The following is a 15,884-nucleotide window of genomic DNA, read 5'->3' on the forward strand; positions in this document are numbered from 1 at the left end:
GGCGCGCCCCCCTATGACGCGCGCCCGGCCGGTCCCGGTCCCTATTCGGTGCGCAGCCCGTCCGGGCGCATCAGCCGGATCAGCAGCGGCATGCTCAGCGCCGTGACCGCGGCGACCACGCCCGCGCCCGCGCCGGCCATCAGCAGCACGGACGTCCAGTCGACCGCGACGGGCGTGGCCGTCATGCGCAGCAGCACCGTGCCCAGCACGAGCCCGAAGCCCATCGACAGGGTCATGCCCAGCGCCACCGGGATCGCCGTCTGCCAGAGCACGGACAGGCTGAGCGTGGAGCGCCGGGTGCCGAAGGCGACCAGCGACGACAACAGCTTGCGCCGCTCCCGCAGTTGTTCGAGCTGCCCGACGAGCAGGCTGCTGCCGATCAGGACCAGGACGCATGCGGCGCCCACCACCAGCCCGGTGCGGATGCCCGCGAAGTCCTCCTCGACGACCTCGCTGGACAGCGTGTGGACGGAGAGGAGCGGGTCCAGGCCGTCGACCACGTTGCGTACGCGCTCGGCCGCGTCCGGCACGGCCGGGTCGAGCCGCACGTCGACGGAGGCGGCGAACACCCCGGAGTCGTCGAGGTCGGGGACGGCGCCGGGAGTCGCCACGGCACCGCCGTGCCGGTAGCCGTCGACGTCGCGGAGCGCCTTGGCGGGGCGGAGGCCGGGCGGCGGGGTCCAGGGGAGCGCCTTGCCGCGCAGTCCGTCGTACGACGGGTTCAGGTACAGCGGTCCTTCCCTGGAGAGCAGCCGCTTGGTGTCGGCGCTGTCGTACGCGCCGGTGAGGCGGAAGGCGTCGCCGTCGCGGCAGTCGGGGAGGCGCGCCATCTTACGCAGCTCCGCGCAGGTGCCAATGGTCAGCGTGGTGGATCCGGCCGGGTTGCGCTTGGAGCTGCCGACCTCGGCGGAGATCGTGGTGACGGTCCCGCGGACGCCCTCGGTCGCGGCGACCCGGTCACCCACCCGGAGGTCCTGTCCGGGCGCCGCGTACACCGACAACTGGGCGCGGTCGGTGTCGTTGCCGGTCGGCTTGCTGTAGTCGTCCTCGACGCCGGCGAAGACCATCTGCAGCGCGATGGCCCCGGCGACGGCGACGGCGATGCCGTTGACCAGCCGGGCGGCGGTGCCGCTGCTGAGCTGGAGCCGGCGCACGGCCAGTTGCCAGGACGTCGGCCCGCGGCCGAGGCGGGCGACCACGGCCTCGACGAGCCAGGGCAGCAGCGCGGTGATGCCGGTGAGCAGCAGGACGGTGCCGCCGATGACCTGCCACTCGGGGAACGCTCCGGCGTCCTCGCCCTGGCCCATCATCGGCGCGAGCAGGCCCAGCCCGAGGGCGGGCAGCAGCAGCCGCCACCAGATGCGCCGCCGGCGGGGCCGCGCCGACCGTACGACGCCCAGCGGCTCGATGACGACGCCGCGCAGCGCGAGCAGGGTGACGCCGACCGCCGCGGCGGGCACGGCCGCGGCGACCAGCAGGGCGAGCGCCGGCGAGGGGTTCAGGTCGGAGGTGAAGACGCTCATCCCGTAGACCGACACGGCGCCCGCGACCTGCCTCCCGGCGAGGAACAGGCCCGCGCCGACCACGAGTCCGAGCAGCGCCCCCGCCAGCGCCTCGCCCGCGGCGATCCGGCGCACCGCGTGGCCGTCGGCGCCGACGAGGCGGAGCGCGGCGAGCCGGCGGTCGCGGCGGTCGCCGCCGAAGCGCACGGCCGCGATGAGGAAGACCGCGACGGGCATGAGCAGGGCGACGAACACGATCATCGCGAGCAGCAGCAGCACCGGGTCCATGCCGCCGCCGTCCCCGTCGTTGCCGAAGGCGGCGATCCGGCTGACGTTCACGTCGGCGGCCTCGATGGCGTCGCTGCCGGCGTAGTACACCAGCTCGCCGGGGTCGCTCAGGCCGGTGTCGGCGACGGTGCCGGCGATGCCGTAGTCCAGCCGCTCGCGCAGCAGGTCCGCGTCGCCGTCGTCGAGCCGGTCGGCGAGCGCGGGGGAGACCACCATCTCGCCGGGCTTCGGGAAGGCGTCGAGCCCGGGGGGCAGCGGGGCGCCGGGGCCCTCGGGGCGCAGCAGCCTGCCGCGGACCATGGTGTCCTCGTACTCGGTGTCGACGTTGCCCATCAGGAGGGTGTCGCCCGCGTACTCGGCGTCGGACGCGAGGACTTCGCTGCGGGCCAGCTCCCGCTCGTCGCGGTTGGCCAGGGCGCCCGGGACGGCGGTGGTGAGCAGCAGGAGCGCCACCCCCAGGCCGACGCCGACCGCGGTGAGCACGGTCCGCATCCAGCCCTCGCGTCCGCCGCGGAGCGCGAAGGCCAGGCCCATGCGGAGGTCGTCGGCCCAGACCCGCGGCGTGCCGCGAGGGTCGGGCGGCGGCGGGCCCGCGGAGTGGGGCGGGCGGGTGCCGCGCTTCTTCTCGGCGTACGTCACGTCGCTCATCGGCCGGCCGGCTCCAGACTGCGGGTGCGCCCGTCGCGTACGACGATCTCGCGGTCCGCGTAGGCCGCGACCCGCGCCTCGTGGGTGACCAGGACGACGGCCGCGCCGCTGTCCTGCGCGGCGTCGGTGAGCAGTTCCATGACGCGCTCGCCGTTGAGGGAGTCGAGCGCACCGGTCGGCTCGTCGGCGAAGATCACCCGCGGCGTGGTCGCCAGCGCGCGGGCGACCGCGACACGCTGGCCCTGGCCGCCGGAGACCTCGCCGGGCCGCTTGTGCGCGATGTCGTCGACCTCCAGCCGCTCCAGCCACGGCCGGGCGGCCCGTTCCGCGTCCCGGCGGCCGAGGCCCGTCAGGCGCAGCGGAAGGGCGACGTTCTCCACACAGGTCAGCTCGGGTACGAGCTGGCCGAACTGGAAGACGAAGCCGAACTCCCGGCGGCGCAGGGCGCTGCGTTCGGCGTCGGAGAGCGCCGCGAGGTCGCGGCCCGCGTACGTCACGGTGCCGGCGTCGGCCGGGACGATGCCGGCGAGGCAGTGCAGCAGCGTCGACTTGCCGGAGCCGGAGGGGCCCATGACGGCGACGGTCTCGCCGGCCGCGACGGCGAAGTCGGCGCCGTCGAGCGCGGGGGTGCCGGCGTAGACCTTGCGCAGGTCGGTGGCGGTGAGGATCGGCGCCGGCTCGCCGAGCGGTCCTGGGACGGGTGTGGTGCTCATGCGCGTACCTCCGCGGCGAGTTTGCCGAGGCGCGCGGCGGTCAGCTCCAGCCACCGCAGGTCGGCCTCGAGGTGGAACAGGGCGTGGTCGCAGATGAGCTGGTCGGCGAGGTCGCCGCCCTTCTTGCGACGGGTCAGCTCGCGCATCAGGCGCAGATGCTCCGCGCGCTGTACGTCGAGGAGTTCGGCCGCGTCGCGGCCGGTGAGCAGCGCGAGGACGACCTTGGTGTACAGGGTCGACTGCAGGTACGGCTCGGGCTTCTCCGGGGTGGCGAGCCAGCCGGCGACGTCGGTGATGCCGGCGTCGGTGATGGCGTAGCGCTTGCGCTCGGGTCCGCCGCCGGGCTCGATGCCGTCGACCTCCACGAGGCCGTTCTTCAGCAGCCGGGACATCGTGGAGTAGACCTGCCCGTAGTGCAGCGGGCGGTCGTGCCCGAAGCGCTCGTCGAAGGCGCGTTTCAGGTCGTAACCGTGGCGGGGGCCCGACTCCAGGAGCCCGAGGAGGGTGTGGCCGATCGTCATGCCGAGGACTCTACACCGTGTGTATACGTACTGTGTATAGACGGGGTGTGTAGTGCCTTCGCCGCAGGTGGGCACGGTGCCGGGCAGCTTGACGGGGGGATGCGGGGCCGGGGCGGCTACTCCTCCGGCTCACGCGGCGGGCGGCCGCGGCGGGGGTGCGGGCGGGCGTTCCCGGGGAGCCGGCCGGCGTCCGCGAGGGCCCGGCGGAGCAGGTAGTCGATCTGCGCGTTGGTGCTGCGCAGTTCGTCCGCCGCCCACCGGGCCAGCGCGTCGTGCACGGCCGGGTCGAGCCGCAGCAGCACCTGCTTGCGCCGGGCCCGGGGGGTGCGGTCGGGGGCGTCGTCCGTCACTGATAGAGGGACCCGGTGTTGAGTACGGGCTGGGGGGCGCGGTCGCCGCAGAGTACGACCATGAGGTTGCCGACCATCGCCGCCCTGCGCTCGTCGTCCAGCTCGACGATGTCCTCGCGGGTGAGCCGGGCGAGCGCGTCCTCGACCATGCCCACCGCCCCGTCGACGATCTCCCGCCGGGCGGCGACCACGGCGCCGGCCTGCTGGCGCTGGAGCATCGCGGAGGCGATCTCCGGCGCGTACGCGAGGTGGGTGAAGCGCGACTCGATGATCCGCACGCCGGCCGCCTGCACCCGGGCGGTCAGCTCCTCGGCCAGCTTCTCGGTGATCTCCTCGGCGTCGGTGCGCAGCGACAACTCGTCGTCCTCGTAGGCGTCGTACGGGTACTCGATGGCGATGTGCCGTACCGCGGTCTCGGTCTGGGTGGCGACGAACTCGGTGAAGTCGTCGACGGCGAAGACCGCCTGCGCGGTGTCCTCGACCTGCCAGACGACGACGGCGGCCAGCTCGATGGGGTTGCCGCGGGCGTCGTTGACCTTGAGGACGGCGGTCTCGTGGTTGCGCACCCGGGTGGAGATCTTGCGGCGGGTGGTGAGCGGGTTGACCCAGCGCAGGCCGTCGTCGCGGATGGTGCCGGTGTAGCGGCCGAAGAGCTGCACGACGCGGGCCTCGCCGGGCTCGACCATGTTCAGCCCGGCCATCGCGACGAGGGCGGCGAGGAAGAGCAGGGCGCCGAGGACGAGGACGGGGACGCCCGCGGCGAGGATGCCGCCGCTCCCCAGGGCGATGCCGAGCGCGAGCAGGCCGGCGCCGGCGAGGGCGCCGGCGAGGCCGAGGATCAGGGCGAGGGCGCCGCCGATGCTGGCCGCCTGCCGCTCGGCGACGGGCGGGGCGGGCATGTCGGGGGCGTGCTGGTCGTGTGGTTGCTGGTCGGTCATGTGAAGTCCCCGTTCTCGTTCCTCGGTGGTCGGTTGGAGGCTAGCAAAGTGCTATCACTTTTTGTAGCGGGGTTGTCATGCCCCCTTCCGGTGGGTGGTCTACACCGGTCAGAATGGAGAAGCCTGCGGGAGCAGACGCCGGCATCACCGTCCCCGTGTCACCCCCACGAACGACAGGAGACAGCGATGTCCTCTATCCGAGCCGTGTCCGCAGCCGGAGCGGGCGGCGTACTCGTCGCCGCCCTCGTGCTCACCGGCGGCCCCGCGCAGGCGGCCGAGCCGGGCCCCGCCGCGGGCGCCGCGGCCGCGGGCGCGTACAAGGAACGTACGGACACCCTGCCCGCCGAGCGGCTGACGGCGGAGCAGCGGCGGCTGCTGGCCGAGAAGTCGGCGGCGGCGAAAGGCGCGGCCCAGCGGTCCGCCGCGCGCGGCGACGTCGGGGCGGCGGCGATCGTCTCCTCCGGTGCCGTACAGCAGTCCCAGATCAACTCCTACTACTGCGGCCCCGCCACCCTCGTGATCACGCAGTCCGCGCGCGACGAGGTCGGCAACCGGTCCCAGACGCAGGCCGGCAGCGAGCTTCGTACGAACTCCTCCGGCACCGCCTGGTACGGCATCAACGCGAACGTCCCCAACCCGACCGGCTATCCCATCCCCGACGTGCTCAACTACCGCCTGCCGGGAGCGGGGTACGTACCGAAGGCGCTGCCGTACACGCCGACCGCGACGGACAAGGCCAACTTCCGCGACCACATCGTGCACAACACCTCGGGCGACTACGCGATCGCGGGCAACGCCTGGGAGGTCGTCGGCGGCCCGCACCTCGTCGGGCACCCGAACCGGGAGATATTCCACTGGGTGTCGATAGACGGCCACAGCGACGACGGGGCGCGCACCGTGCAGTACCGCGACCCGGTGGGCGGGGTGCCGACGAGCGTCATCTCGTGGGCCGGCAGCGTGCCGCGTACCGCGACCATCTCGTCGGACACCATCACGACCATCATGGGCGGTCGTGGGTACGTCTGGTGAGGCCCGGCGGCCCGGTGCGCTCCGCGCGCGCGGCCTGGCCGCCGCGGCGCTGGGCGCGGTCGTCCTCCTGGCGGGCACGGCGGCGTGCTCGCCGGGAGGCGGCGACGGCTCGGGCGAGGAGTCGCCTGCGGGGTCGCGCGAGGGGTCACGCGGGGGCTCGCCCACGGCGGCACCGCCGACCGGCGCGCCCGTACGGGACCGGGCCTGCGAGGTGGAACTGCCGGACGGCTGGTCGGACGCGCTGGCGGCCGGGCGGGTCCCGGTGCCGGAGGGGGAGCGGGCGGTGCTCACGGAGGTCGGGCCAGGCGCCGGGTGGTCGGTCCTGCAGTCGTCCGGGGCGGACCGGTCGGTCGTGCTGCGGGAGGGCGACGAGGAGCGGCGGGTGATGCGGCTCGCGGACCCCGTCGAGCATCAGGTGGGCAGCGCGGACTTCGACGGGCGGTGGCTTGTTTTCGACGTCGTCGAGGGCCGGCAGGTGGAGAGCCCCTGGACGCTCTACGCCTGGGACGCGACGAGCGGGCGCCGGAAGGCGGTCGCGGAGGCGGAGCGGGCGGCGGACGGGCAGAGCGCGGTGCCGGGACCGTTCGTGCAGGCCGTAGTGCGGTCGGGGCGGCTGTTCTGGGCGCAGGGGACGGGCGGCGGCCGGTCGGCGGTGTACGCGCGGGACCTGGACGGCGGCGGCGAGCGGCGGACGGTGTACGAGGGCGTCGTCGACACGCCGTTCGCGGCGGGCGGCCTGCTGGTGTGGCTGCGCCAGTCCGAGTCGCCGTCGGGCGGCCCGGAGACCCGTCTCGCCGCGGTCTCGACGGACACGCTGCGGCGGGCGGAACTCCCGGGCCCGATCGCGGCCCTGCGCAACGTCCGGTACGTGGCGTCGGACGGCCGCACCTGGGCGTGGGCGGGCGGCGAGCCCGAGCGCCCGCGGCTGTACGTGTGGCGGGAGGGCTGGCCGAAGCCGCTGCCGCTGGTACGGGGCGGGGACGGCGGGGCGGCGGCGGAGCCGGAGTTGGGGGGCATCGACCAGGTCCAGGTGAGCGGCGAGGTGGTGACGTGGCGCACGACGGAGGCGGCCTGGGCCCTGGACCTGCGGTCGCGGTCGTACGCGCGGATCACCCCGAGATACGGGTACGCGCTGGCGCGGGACGGAGGGCTGGGGGTGGCGTACCCGGAGGGGGAGGCGAAGGCGGCGGACGCGAGGGACGCCATCCAACTCACCGAAACCGCAACGCTGCCCGCGCTACCGGGTTGTGGGTGAGGCGACTGGGAGGCGGCCCCGCCGCACCCGCGAAGCGGCCGGGGGCTGCTCCCCGACCCCGCCCCTTCCCGAAACTCGGGGCTCCGCCCCGAGACCCCACCCGAGCGCCTGCGGCGCCGGGCCTCGGGGCTTCGCCCCGGACCCCACCCGCGCCTGCGGCGCCGGGCCTCGGGGCTGCGCCCCGGACCCCACCCGCGCCTGCGGCGCGAGGCGGGCGGCCCCGTAACTCCCCGTTGGACGCTGCCTTGTCGGCCGCGCCGCGGCTCCCGGGGCTCGCCCCGGCCCCTGCTGCCTGCGGCGAGGGGCGGGCTGGGCCGTTACTCCGCGTGCGGCGCCTGTCCTGCCACTCGCGCCTGCGGCGCGGGGCGGGTGGGCCGCAACTCCCTGTACGACGCCGCCCTGTCGGCCGCACCGCGGCCTCCCGGGGCTTTGGCCCGGCCCCCGCCGCCTGGGGCGCGGGCCAGGCGGGTTCGCGCCAGTCTGCCGGCCGCAGGGTGGCCTTCCAGCCGTGGCCCGCTGCGCGGGGCGGGAGAGCCCGTAACTCCGCGTGAAACGCCCGCCCCGGCGGGCCCGCCGCGGGTTGCCTGCGGCGCCCGGCGCCGTAGGCGCTCGGGACCGGGGGCTCGGGGGCGGAGCCCCTGAGTTTCGGGAAGGGGCGGGGCCGGGGAACAACCCTCCCGGCCCGGCCGAGGCCGCACCGCGCCCCGGCCCCCGGCCTCCGGCCCCTCAGATCTCGAACCACACCACCTTGCCCACACTGAGCCGCTCCGCGCCCCAGTGCCGGGCCAGCTTGTTCACCAGGAACATCCCCCGCCCACCCTCATCCGCAGGCCCCGCCCGCCGCATCCGCGGCAACTGCGGGACGTCGTCCACCACCTCGCACCGCAGCCTGTCCGTGTGCACGAGGCGCAGCGTGACCGGCCGCTGCGCGTACCGCACCGCGTTCGTCACCACCTCGCTCACCAGCAGCTCCACGATGTCCGTCAGCTCCTCCAGGCCCCACCCCGCCAGCGCCCCCCGCGCCAGCGACCGCGCCTCGCGCGGCGCCTGCGCCCGCGGGTCCAGGGACCACTGCGCCGCCGCGCTCGGCGCTATGCCGTCCAACCGCGCCGCCAGCAGGGCGATGTCGTCGTCCCGGTCGCCCGGGCCCAGGACGTCCAGCACCTCGTCGCACAGCGGCTCCAGCGGCGGCGGGTTGCCAGGGCCGGTGAGGGCCGCCGTGCGGGTGAGCCGCGCGCAGAGCTGGTCGATGCCCGTGGAGACGTCCATCAGCCGGGACTCGACCAGGCCGTCCGTGTACAGCAGCAGCGTCGAGCCCTGCGGCGCCTGCAGCTCCACCGCCTCGAAGCCCACGCCGCCCACCCCGATCGGCGCTCCCGGCGGCACGTCCAGCACCTCGCTGAAGCCGTCCCTGCGGAGCAGGACCGGCGGCGGGTGGCCCGCGTTGGAGGCGGTGAGGGTGTGGGCGATGGGGTCGTAGACCGCGTACAGGCACGTGGCCATGCGGTCGTCGCCGAGGCGCTGCGCCTGCTCGTCGAGGTGGTGCAGCACCTCCTGCGGCGGCAGGTCGAGCTGCGCCAGCGTCTGCGCCGCGGTACGCAACTGGCCCATGATCGCCGCGGAGGTCACCGAGTGGCCCATCACGTCGCCGACGACCAGCGCGACCCGGCTGCCGGGCAGCGGGATCGCGTCGTACCAGTCGCCGCCGACCCGCGCGGTCTCGGCCGCGGGCCGGTAGCGGCTGGCGAGGCGGACGCCGGTGGGCTCCGGCAGGTATTCGGGCAGCATCGTGCGCTGCAGTTGGTCGGCGATGTACGCCTCGCGGTCGTAGATGACCGCTTTGTCGACACCGAGGGCCGTGTGCGTGGCCAGTTGGGCGGCGATCAGCAGGTCGTCCTGCCCGTACGCGGGCCGCGCGGGACCCCGTACGAGCACCGCCACCCCGATCACCCGGCGGCGGCCGCGCAGCGGGGCGACGATCGTGCGCTTGTCGGCGGGCGCGTTGGCGAGCGGGCTTTCGCGGCCCAGCAGTTCGATGAGCGCCGCGCGGGCGGCCAGCGTCTCGCCGAAGACCGGGCGGACGCCGCGCAGCACTTCGAGCAGCGCCCCGGCCCGTACGACGTCGACCTGCTCGGCCGCGCCGAGGCCCGGGGCGTCCGGCTCCGCCGCCGCGGGCAGCAGCCGGCTGCCGCCCATGCTGTCGACGTCCTCGACGCCGTCGGTGATCCGGTCCGTACGCCGCAGCCGCAGCCGGAACGGCTCCGTCGGCTGCTCGTCGCCGACGGGCAGTGGGTCGCGGAGGTAGACGAGGATCGCGTCGGCGAAGGACGGGACGACGGAGCGGCACAGGCCGAGCACGATCTCGTCCAGGTCGATGCCGCGGGCGATCCTGCGGGTGGCCGCGCCGAGGAACCGCAGCCGCGCGGACGCGGCGTCCTCTTCCGGCCGGCCCATCCCCGGGGCCGGGTCGGCGTCCCCGTCCGCGCCCGGCTGGGGGCGCGGCCGGCCGCCGCTGGGGGTGTCGTCGGCGCCCTGGTGCGCCGGTACGCCGCCCGTGGCGGCCCCCGGGGCCTTCGCGGGCTGCGCCGGTTTCGCACGGTGCAGGGCGTCACGCGGGTCGGGGATGGCCTCGCCCGAGTTCGCGGTGGGTGCGGTCGGCGACACCGCCCCGTCCGTGCCGGAGGCGGCAAGGGTGTTGCCGGACTCCGTCCGCTCGGCGGCTGCCCGCCGCCTGTCGCGCTCCGTCACGTGTCGGTACCGTCCATCCGGCCGTTCCACCCAAGTCTCCACAGGGCGGGTTGAGTTGTGGGTACTGCGTGCTGTGGACGTCGATCCTACGTTTGACCTACCGGGGCGCAGCAAGGGTCTCATGAAGACAAGCGCGCGGGCGTGCGGTCCCAATCCGCCGGAAGAAGCGGAACTGTCCACTTCGGGTCGGGGCGCCAGCGCTCCCAGCCTTCGGAGAACGGCGGCCCCCACGCCCCGATGGCGTCGACCGCCCGCCGTCCCGCGTCCCGTACGGCCGCGGCCCGGGCGGCGGACATCAGCCCCGCCCGCTGCGCGGCGGCGAACTCGTCCTCGTCCCGCCACTCCCAGGAGCGGTCCGGGCGGACGACCAGATCCAGGTAGTGGTCCTCGGAATCGACGCCCCCGGCCCAGCGCACCCGGGGCGCTTCGAGGTTGACGTAGAAGGACTTGAACGTCCAGTCGATTTCCCAGAAGAGCCAGACCGACCAGGGCTCACCCGGCCGGGCCAGCTTGAGCACGCCGGCGCCGAACCAGCGGGTGCGGAACGGGCGGTGCGGCTTGGTGTAGCGGGTGGCCAGCGGCTCGCGGTGTAACTCGGTGCCGTCGGCGAGCACGGGCCGTACGCACTCGGTGTCCGGCGCCACCCAGACGGCGAGCGTCTCGGCGTCGTCGCGGACGACGGTGACCGGGCGGCAGACGGCGACGGTACGGCCCAGCCGGCCGGCGTCGCCGGCGCTGTCCGTGCCGTCGGCGCCGGCTGTTCCGGCCGCCCCGGGCGCATGGGCGCGGTAGCGCCAGAGGATGTGGTCCCCGGGCGTCCACCGGCCGCCGGAGACGTTCTTGTCGCTGTCAAGCGTCGCGTCTGGCCCGTGCATCAGACGATGGTAACCAGGGGCGCGTCACGGCCGGGTCATCCTCAGCACGTCCAGCGCACCGTCCAACTGCTCCTCCGTGAGCAGCCCGCGCTCGACGTACCCGCCCTCCAGGACCACCTCGCGGATAGTCTTCCGCTCGGCCAGCGACTTCTTCGCCACCTTGGCCGCCTCCTCGTAGCCGATGTACCGGTTGAGCGGCGTGACGACGGACGGCGACGACTCCGCGTACTCCCGGGCGCGCCCGGCGTGCGCCGTGATGCCGTCGACCGTGCGATCGGCGAGCAGGCGTGCGGCGTTGGCCAGCAGCCGGACGGACTCCAGCACGTTGCGGGCGAGGACGGGCAGCATCACGTTCAGCTCGAAGTTGCCCGAGGCGCCGGCGGTGGTGACCGTGACGTCGTTCCCCACGACCTGGGCGCAGACCATCAGCACGGCCTCGGGGACCACCGGGTTCACCTTGCCCGGCATGATCGACGAGCCGGGCTGGAGGTCGGGCAGGGCGATCTCGGCGAGGCCCGTGCGCGGGCCGGAGCCCATCCAGCGCAGGTCGTTGCAGATCTTGGTCAGCCCGACCGCGATCGTGCGCAACTGGCCCGAGGTCTCCACCAGGCCGTCGCGGGCGCCCTGGGCCTCGAAGTGGTCGCGGGCCTCGGTCAGCGGCAGCCCGGTGGCCTGCGCCACCTCGGCGATGACGGCGGCGGCGAAGCCGGGCGGGGTGTTGATGCCCGTGCCGACCGCGGTGCCGCCGAGGGGCAGCTCGGCCAGGCGCGGCAGCGAGGCGTGCAGCCGCTCGACGCCGAAGGCGACCTGGGCCGCGTAGCCCGCGAACTCCTGGCCGAGGGTGACGGGCGTGGCGTCCATCAGGTGCGTCCGCCCCGACTTCACCACCTCCGCGAACTCCTCCGCCTTGCCCGTGAGCGCCGCCTGCAGGTGCGTCAGCGCGGGGATCAGGTCCTGCACGACCGCGCCCGTCGCGGCGATGTGGATGGAGGAGGGGAACGTGTCGTTCGACGACTGGCTGGCGTTGACGTGGTCGTTGGGGTGGACCACCGGTCCGCCGGCGCCCAGCTTCTCCTGCGCGAGCGTCGCCAGCACCTCGTTCATGTTCATGTTCGACGAGGTGCCGGAGCCGGTCTGGAAGACGTCGACCGGGAACTGATCGTCCCAGCGGCCGGCCGCGACCTCCTCCGCCGCCGCCTGCACGGCCGCGGCGACGTCCTCGTCGAGCACGCCCAGCTCGGCGTTGACCTTCGCCGCGGCGGCCTTGATCCGGGCCAGCGCGGCGATGTGGGCCGGCTCCAGGCGCAGCCCGGAGACCGGGAAGTTCTCCACGGCGCGCTGCGTCTGGGCGCGCCACTTGGCGGCGGCGGGGACGCGGACCTCGCCCATCGAGTCGTGCTCGATGCGGAAGCCGTCGGATGCGGGGCGTTCTGCGGGGGACCGGTCAGCGGGCTGGCTCATGCTGCCGAGGATACGACCGCCCGCCGACACCCGCGGCGCCGTCCGCCGGTGCGCCGAACGGTGGATTCGGCGGGGACGGCCGCGGACTTGCCGCGGCGGCTGCCGGGGGCACGGACGGGGGCGCGGTGGAATCGACGGACCGGAGGAAAACAGAAGAGATCAGCAGAGATCAGCAGAGACCGGTAGACAACCGCCAGGTTCGGCCCGAGGAGTGACGTGACGACCAGCCTTCGCACCCGCCGTTTCCGCAGCGGAGCACGCGCCGCCGCGCTCGCCTGCGCCCTGCTCGCCGCCGCCGCGCAGCCGGCGGGCGCAGCCCCGTACGACGACGGGGACGACAAGGGGAAGGACGTGCAGGGGGTGACGGGACCGGCGATGAAGATCGCCATCGACAACGCGCGCAAGACCTCGGGCCCGGGTCAGGAGGCCACGTACACGATCCGCGTCTCCAGCCTCCAGGACGGGCCGATCGAGGGCCTGGTGGTCCGGCAGACGCTGCCTGACGGCATGGACCTGGTCGAGCCGGGCCCGGGCGGCAAGGTGCGGGGCGGCCGCGAGGTGACCTGGACGGCGGACCTGAAGGGGCACAAGCACGCGAAGTTCACGGCGCGCACGCGGATCGCGGACGGCGCGCCGACGGCGGGGGAGCTGGCGGCGACGGCGTGCGCGTACGAGAAGGGCACGGAGGCCGCGGTGGTGTGCGCGCCGGACATCGACAAGCTGACCGACGCGCCGGCGGCGGCCCGGGACGACGGCCGCGGCGGCGACCGCGACGCCGAGCCGCGGGCCGCCGCCGAGTCCGACAGCGCCGTGGCGTACGGGCTGGGCGCGGGTGCGCTGCTGCTGGGCGGCGGGGGCCTGGTGTTCGCGCTACGGCGCCGGGCGGCGGCCGCGCGGCGCGGCTGAGGGCGCCGGCGTACCGCCCGGCTCGTACGCCCGCGAGGGGCGCCCGGCGCACCCCGGCCGCCCTCCCCGCCCGTACGCGCCGGCTACGGCTGCGCCGCGCCCCGCACCGGGATGCTCGTCACGAACGGCTTGACCGGGCCCGGATCGGTGAAGAAGTCGTTCCCCTTGTCGTCCACCACGATGAACGCCGGGAAGTCCTCCACCTCGATCTTCCAGACCGCCTCCATGCCCAGCTCCTCGTACTCCAGGACCTCGACCTTCTTGATGCAGTCCTGCGCCAGCCGCGCCGCGGGACCGCCGATCGAGCCCAGGTAGAAGCCGCCGTGCGCGGCGCAGGCGTCGGTGACCTGCCGGGAGCGGTTCCCCTTGGCCAGCATCACCATCGACCCGCCCGCGGCCTGGAACTGCTCGACGTACGCGTCCATCCGCCCCGCCGTCGTCGGCCCGAAGGACCCGGAGGCGTAGCCCTCGGGGGTCTTGGCGGGCCCCGCGTAGTACACGGGGTGGTCCTTCAGGTACTGCGGCATCTCCTCGCCCGCGTCCAGCCGCTCCTTGATCTTCGCGTGCGCGATGTCGCGCGCCACGACGAGCGGGCCGGTCAGCGACAGCCGCGTCTTGACCGGGTACTTCGTCAGCTCCGCCAGCACCTCGGCCATGGGCCGGGCGAGGTCGATCCGCACCGCCTCGTCCATGGCCCCCGCGGAGCCCGCGGTGAGCTCCGCCGCGGTGGTGTCCGGCAGGAAGCGCGCGGGGTCGTGCTCCAGTTGCTCCAGGAAGACGCCCTCCGCCGTGATCTTCGCCAGCGCCTGCCGGTCGGCGGAGCAGGAGACCGCGATGGCCACCGGGCAGGACGCACCGTGCCGCGGCAGCCGGACGACGCGCACGTCGTGGCAGAAGTACTTGCCGCCGAACTGGGCGCCGATGCCGAGCGTCTGGGTCAGCTCGAAGACCTTGGCCTCCAGCCCGGTGTCGCGGAAGCCGTGTCCCGTGGGGGAGCCCTCGGTGGGCAGCGAGTCGAGATAGTGCGCGGAGGCGTACTTCGCGGTCTTCAGCGCGTACTCGGCGGAGGTGCCGCCGACGACGATCGCGAGGTGGTACGGCGGGCAGGCGGCGGTGCCCAGCGAGCGGATCTTCTCCTCCAGGAAGCGCAGCATCGACGCCTCGTTGAGCACCGCCTTCGTCTCCTGGTAGAGGAACGACTTGTTGGCGCTGCCGCCGCCCTTGGCCATGAAGAGGAACTTGTACGCGTCCCCGTCGGTGGCGTAGAGCTCCACCTGCGCCGGCAGGTTGTTGCCGGTGTTCTTCTCGTCCCACATGGTCAGCGGCGCCATCTGGGAGTAGCGCAGGTTCAGCTTCGTGTACGCGTCGTACACCCCGCGCGACAGCGCCTCCTCGTCCCCGCCGGCGGTCAGCACCTGCTGCCCGCGCTTGCCCATGACGATCGCCGTGCCCGTGTCCTGGCACATCGGGAGCACGCCCGCCGCCGAGATGTTGGCGTTCTTCAGCAGGTCGAGCGCGACGAACTTGTCGTTGGCCGACGCCTCCGGGTCGTCGCAGATGGCGCGGAGCTGGGCGAGGTGGGCGGGGCGCAGGTAGTGCGAGATGTCGTGCATCGCCTCCGCGGCGAGCAGCCGCAGCGCCTCCGGATCGACTTCCAGGAACGTACGCCCGCCGGCCTCGACCGTGCGTACGCCCTCCTTCGTCAGCAGGCGGTACGCGGTGGTGTCCGCGCCCAGCGGGAGGAGGTCCGTGTACTGGAACGCGGGGCTGGCGGGGCGGGCGGTGGCTGTCATCGCGTTCCTTGTCGTCGGCGGGCGGCGGCTGTGCGTCCCCCAGGTTAGGACGGCCGCGCGGGCACGGCGTGGCGAGGTGCCCCTCCGCCCGCCGCCGGGGCCCTAGTCACGATGTATCGCGTTTGGTTACGCTGGGGCCGTGGACGAGACCCCGCGCGACAACGCCCCCGTGCCCGCCGCCCAGCCGTCGCTGTCGAAGAAGCCGGTCGCGGAGGGGGAGCTGCGCGCCTCCGACGCGGACCGCGACCGGGTGGCCGACATCCTCCGCGAGGCGCTCGCCGAGGGGCGGCTGGACCCGGAGGAGCACGCCGAGCGGATCGACGGCGTCTACACCGCCAAGACCGTGGGCGAACTGGAGCCGCTCGTCCGCGACCTGCCGGTCGGCCGGCGCGCGCCGGGCCCCGCGGCGCCGCCGCCCCCGTCGCCGTACCCGCAGCCCCAGCCGCAGACCCTCGTCGCGATCTTCAGCGGCTCGACGCGCAAGGGGCGCTGGAGCGTGGGGCGCAGGACGTCGGCGTTCGCGCTCTTCGGGGGCGTCGACATCGACCTGACCGAGGCCGTCTTCCACCAGCAGGAGATCGTCATCAACGCGACCGCCATCTTCGGCGGCGTCGACATCAAGGTCCCGGCCAACGTGTCGCTGCGCGGCTCCGGCACGGCCATCTTCGGCGGCTTCGACGTGCACGCGCAGGAGGCGGACGACCCGCGTGCGCCGGTGGTGGTCGTCACCGGGTTCGCGCTCTTCGGCGGGGTGGACGCAAAGGGCAAAAAGGGCAAGTTCCTGAAGAACCTGACGGACCGGATGCGCAAGCACGGCCTCGGTCACTGACCCCGTTCCACCGCGTTCCCGCCGCCCC

13 protein-coding genes are annotated in these 15,884 nt (G+C 74.5%); 4 read left to right on the plus strand and 9 right to left on the minus strand.

Annotated features, from left to right (window positions below):
• Positions 1–41: 41 nt before the first annotated feature.
• The 5 genes from DMB38_RS23550 to DMB38_RS23570 all read right to left on the minus strand — a co-directional run bounded on the left by DMB38_RS23550 (position 42) and on the right by DMB38_RS23570 (position 4,960).
• Positions 42–2,438: an FtsX-like permease family protein gene (locus DMB38_RS23550; protein WP_125936832.1), complete on the minus strand. Its 2,397-nt coding sequence runs from the start codon at positions 2,436–2,438 to the stop codon at positions 42–44.
• Positions 2,435–3,151, minus strand: a complete 717-nt coding sequence (locus DMB38_RS23555) for an ABC transporter ATP-binding protein (RefSeq protein WP_125936833.1) — start codon at positions 3,149–3,151, stop codon at positions 2,435–2,437. Before DMB38_RS23555 ends, DMB38_RS23550 begins: the two co-directional genes overlap by 4 nt.
• Positions 3,148–3,672, minus strand: a complete 525-nt coding sequence (locus tag DMB38_RS23560) for a PadR family transcriptional regulator (RefSeq protein ID WP_047017788.1) — start codon at positions 3,670–3,672, stop codon at positions 3,148–3,150. The genes DMB38_RS23555 and DMB38_RS23560 overlap by 4 nt, the downstream gene beginning before the upstream one ends.
• A gap of 116 nt (positions 3,673–3,788) precedes the next feature.
• Entirely contained in the window at positions 3,789–4,022 is a 234-nt protein-coding gene (locus DMB38_RS23565; RefSeq protein WP_125936834.1) for a hypothetical protein, read from the minus strand.
• Positions 4,019–4,960, minus strand: coding sequence for an SPFH domain-containing protein (locus DMB38_RS23570; protein WP_125936835.1), 942 nt, complete (start codon positions 4,958–4,960; stop codon positions 4,019–4,021). The genes DMB38_RS23565 and DMB38_RS23570 overlap by 4 nt, the downstream gene beginning before the upstream one ends.
• A 186-nt stretch (positions 4,961–5,146) precedes the next feature.
• Between DMB38_RS23570 and DMB38_RS23575 the strand changes: the two genes are divergently transcribed.
• Positions 5,147–5,989, plus strand: a complete 843-nt coding sequence (locus tag DMB38_RS23575; protein ID WP_240662433.1) for a C39 family peptidase — start codon at positions 5,147–5,149, stop codon at positions 5,987–5,989.
• On the plus strand, positions 5,973–7,244 hold the full coding sequence (locus DMB38_RS23580; protein ID WP_125936836.1) for a hypothetical protein: 1,272 nt from the start codon (positions 5,973–5,975) through the stop codon (positions 7,242–7,244). Before DMB38_RS23575 ends, DMB38_RS23580 begins: the two co-directional genes overlap by 17 nt.
• A 726-nt stretch (positions 7,245–7,970) precedes the next feature.
• Here DMB38_RS23580 and DMB38_RS23590 read toward each other — a convergent pair.
• The 3 genes from DMB38_RS23590 to DMB38_RS23600 all read right to left on the minus strand — a co-directional run bounded on the left by DMB38_RS23590 (position 7,971) and on the right by DMB38_RS23600 (position 12,328).
• Entirely contained in the window at positions 7,971–9,992 is a 2,022-nt protein-coding gene (locus DMB38_RS23590) for an ATP-binding SpoIIE family protein phosphatase (RefSeq protein WP_125936838.1), read from the minus strand.
• 119 nt (positions 9,993–10,111) lie between these two features.
• Positions 10,112–10,867, minus strand: a complete 756-nt coding sequence (locus DMB38_RS23595) for a DUF402 domain-containing protein (RefSeq protein ID WP_125936839.1) — start codon at positions 10,865–10,867, stop codon at positions 10,112–10,114.
• A 24-nt stretch (positions 10,868–10,891) separates the two neighbouring features.
• Positions 10,892–12,328: a class II fumarate hydratase gene (locus tag DMB38_RS23600; RefSeq protein WP_125936840.1), complete on the minus strand. Its 1,437-nt coding sequence runs from the start codon at positions 12,326–12,328 to the stop codon at positions 10,892–10,894.
• Between the two features lie 216 nt (positions 12,329–12,544).
• On the opposite strand from DMB38_RS23600, the gene DMB38_RS23605 reads away from it, so the two are divergent.
• Positions 12,545–13,234, plus strand: coding sequence for a hypothetical protein (locus DMB38_RS23605; protein WP_125936841.1), 690 nt, complete (start codon positions 12,545–12,547; stop codon positions 13,232–13,234).
• 83 nt (positions 13,235–13,317) lie between these two features.
• Here the strand turns inward: DMB38_RS23605 and DMB38_RS23610 are convergent, their stop codons facing one another.
• The gene (locus tag DMB38_RS23610; RefSeq protein WP_125936842.1) at positions 13,318–15,027 is read right to left on the minus strand and encodes a fumarate hydratase; all 1,710 of its coding nucleotides are present in this window, start codon (positions 15,025–15,027) and stop codon (positions 13,318–13,320) included.
• A gap of 139 nt (positions 15,028–15,166) precedes the next feature.
• On the opposite strand from DMB38_RS23610, the gene DMB38_RS23615 reads away from it, so the two are divergent.
• A complete protein-coding gene (locus DMB38_RS23615) occupies positions 15,167–15,856 on the plus strand; it encodes a DUF1707 domain-containing protein (protein WP_125936843.1) in 690 nt (229 codons plus the stop codon).
• The last annotated feature ends 28 nt before the right edge of the window (positions 15,857–15,884 follow it).

Source organism: Streptomyces sp. WAC 06738 (assembly GCF_003945505.1).
Taxonomy (GTDB): Bacteria; Actinomycetota; Actinomycetes; order Streptomycetales; family Streptomycetaceae; genus Streptomyces.

Coding starts and splice junctions, on each gene's coding strand:
- DMB38_RS23600 (WP_125936840.1), bottom strand. CDS start 12,328: ATGAGCCAGCCCGCTGACCGGTCCCCCGCAGAACGCCCCGCATCCGAC.
- DMB38_RS23595 (WP_125936839.1), bottom strand. CDS start 10,867: ATGCACGGGCCAGACGCGACGCTTGACAGCGACAAGAACGTCTCCGGC.
- DMB38_RS23570 (WP_125936835.1), bottom strand. CDS start 4,960: ATGACCGACCAGCAACCACACGACCAGCACGCCCCCGACATGCCCGCC.
- DMB38_RS23555 (WP_125936833.1), bottom strand. CDS start 3,151: ATGAGCACCACACCCGTCCCAGGACCGCTCGGCGAGCCGGCGCCGATC.
- DMB38_RS23610 (WP_125936842.1), bottom strand. CDS start 15,027: ATGACAGCCACCGCCCGCCCCGCCAGCCCCGCGTTCCAGTACACGGAC.
- DMB38_RS23560 (WP_047017788.1), bottom strand. CDS start 3,672: ATGACGATCGGCCACACCCTCCTCGGGCTCCTGGAGTCGGGCCCCCGC.
- DMB38_RS23575 (WP_240662433.1), top strand. CDS start 5,147: ATGTCCTCTATCCGAGCCGTGTCCGCAGCCGGAGCGGGCGGCGTACTC.
- DMB38_RS23550 (WP_125936832.1), bottom strand. CDS start 2,438: ATGAGCGACGTGACGTACGCCGAGAAGAAGCGCGGCACCCGCCCGCCC.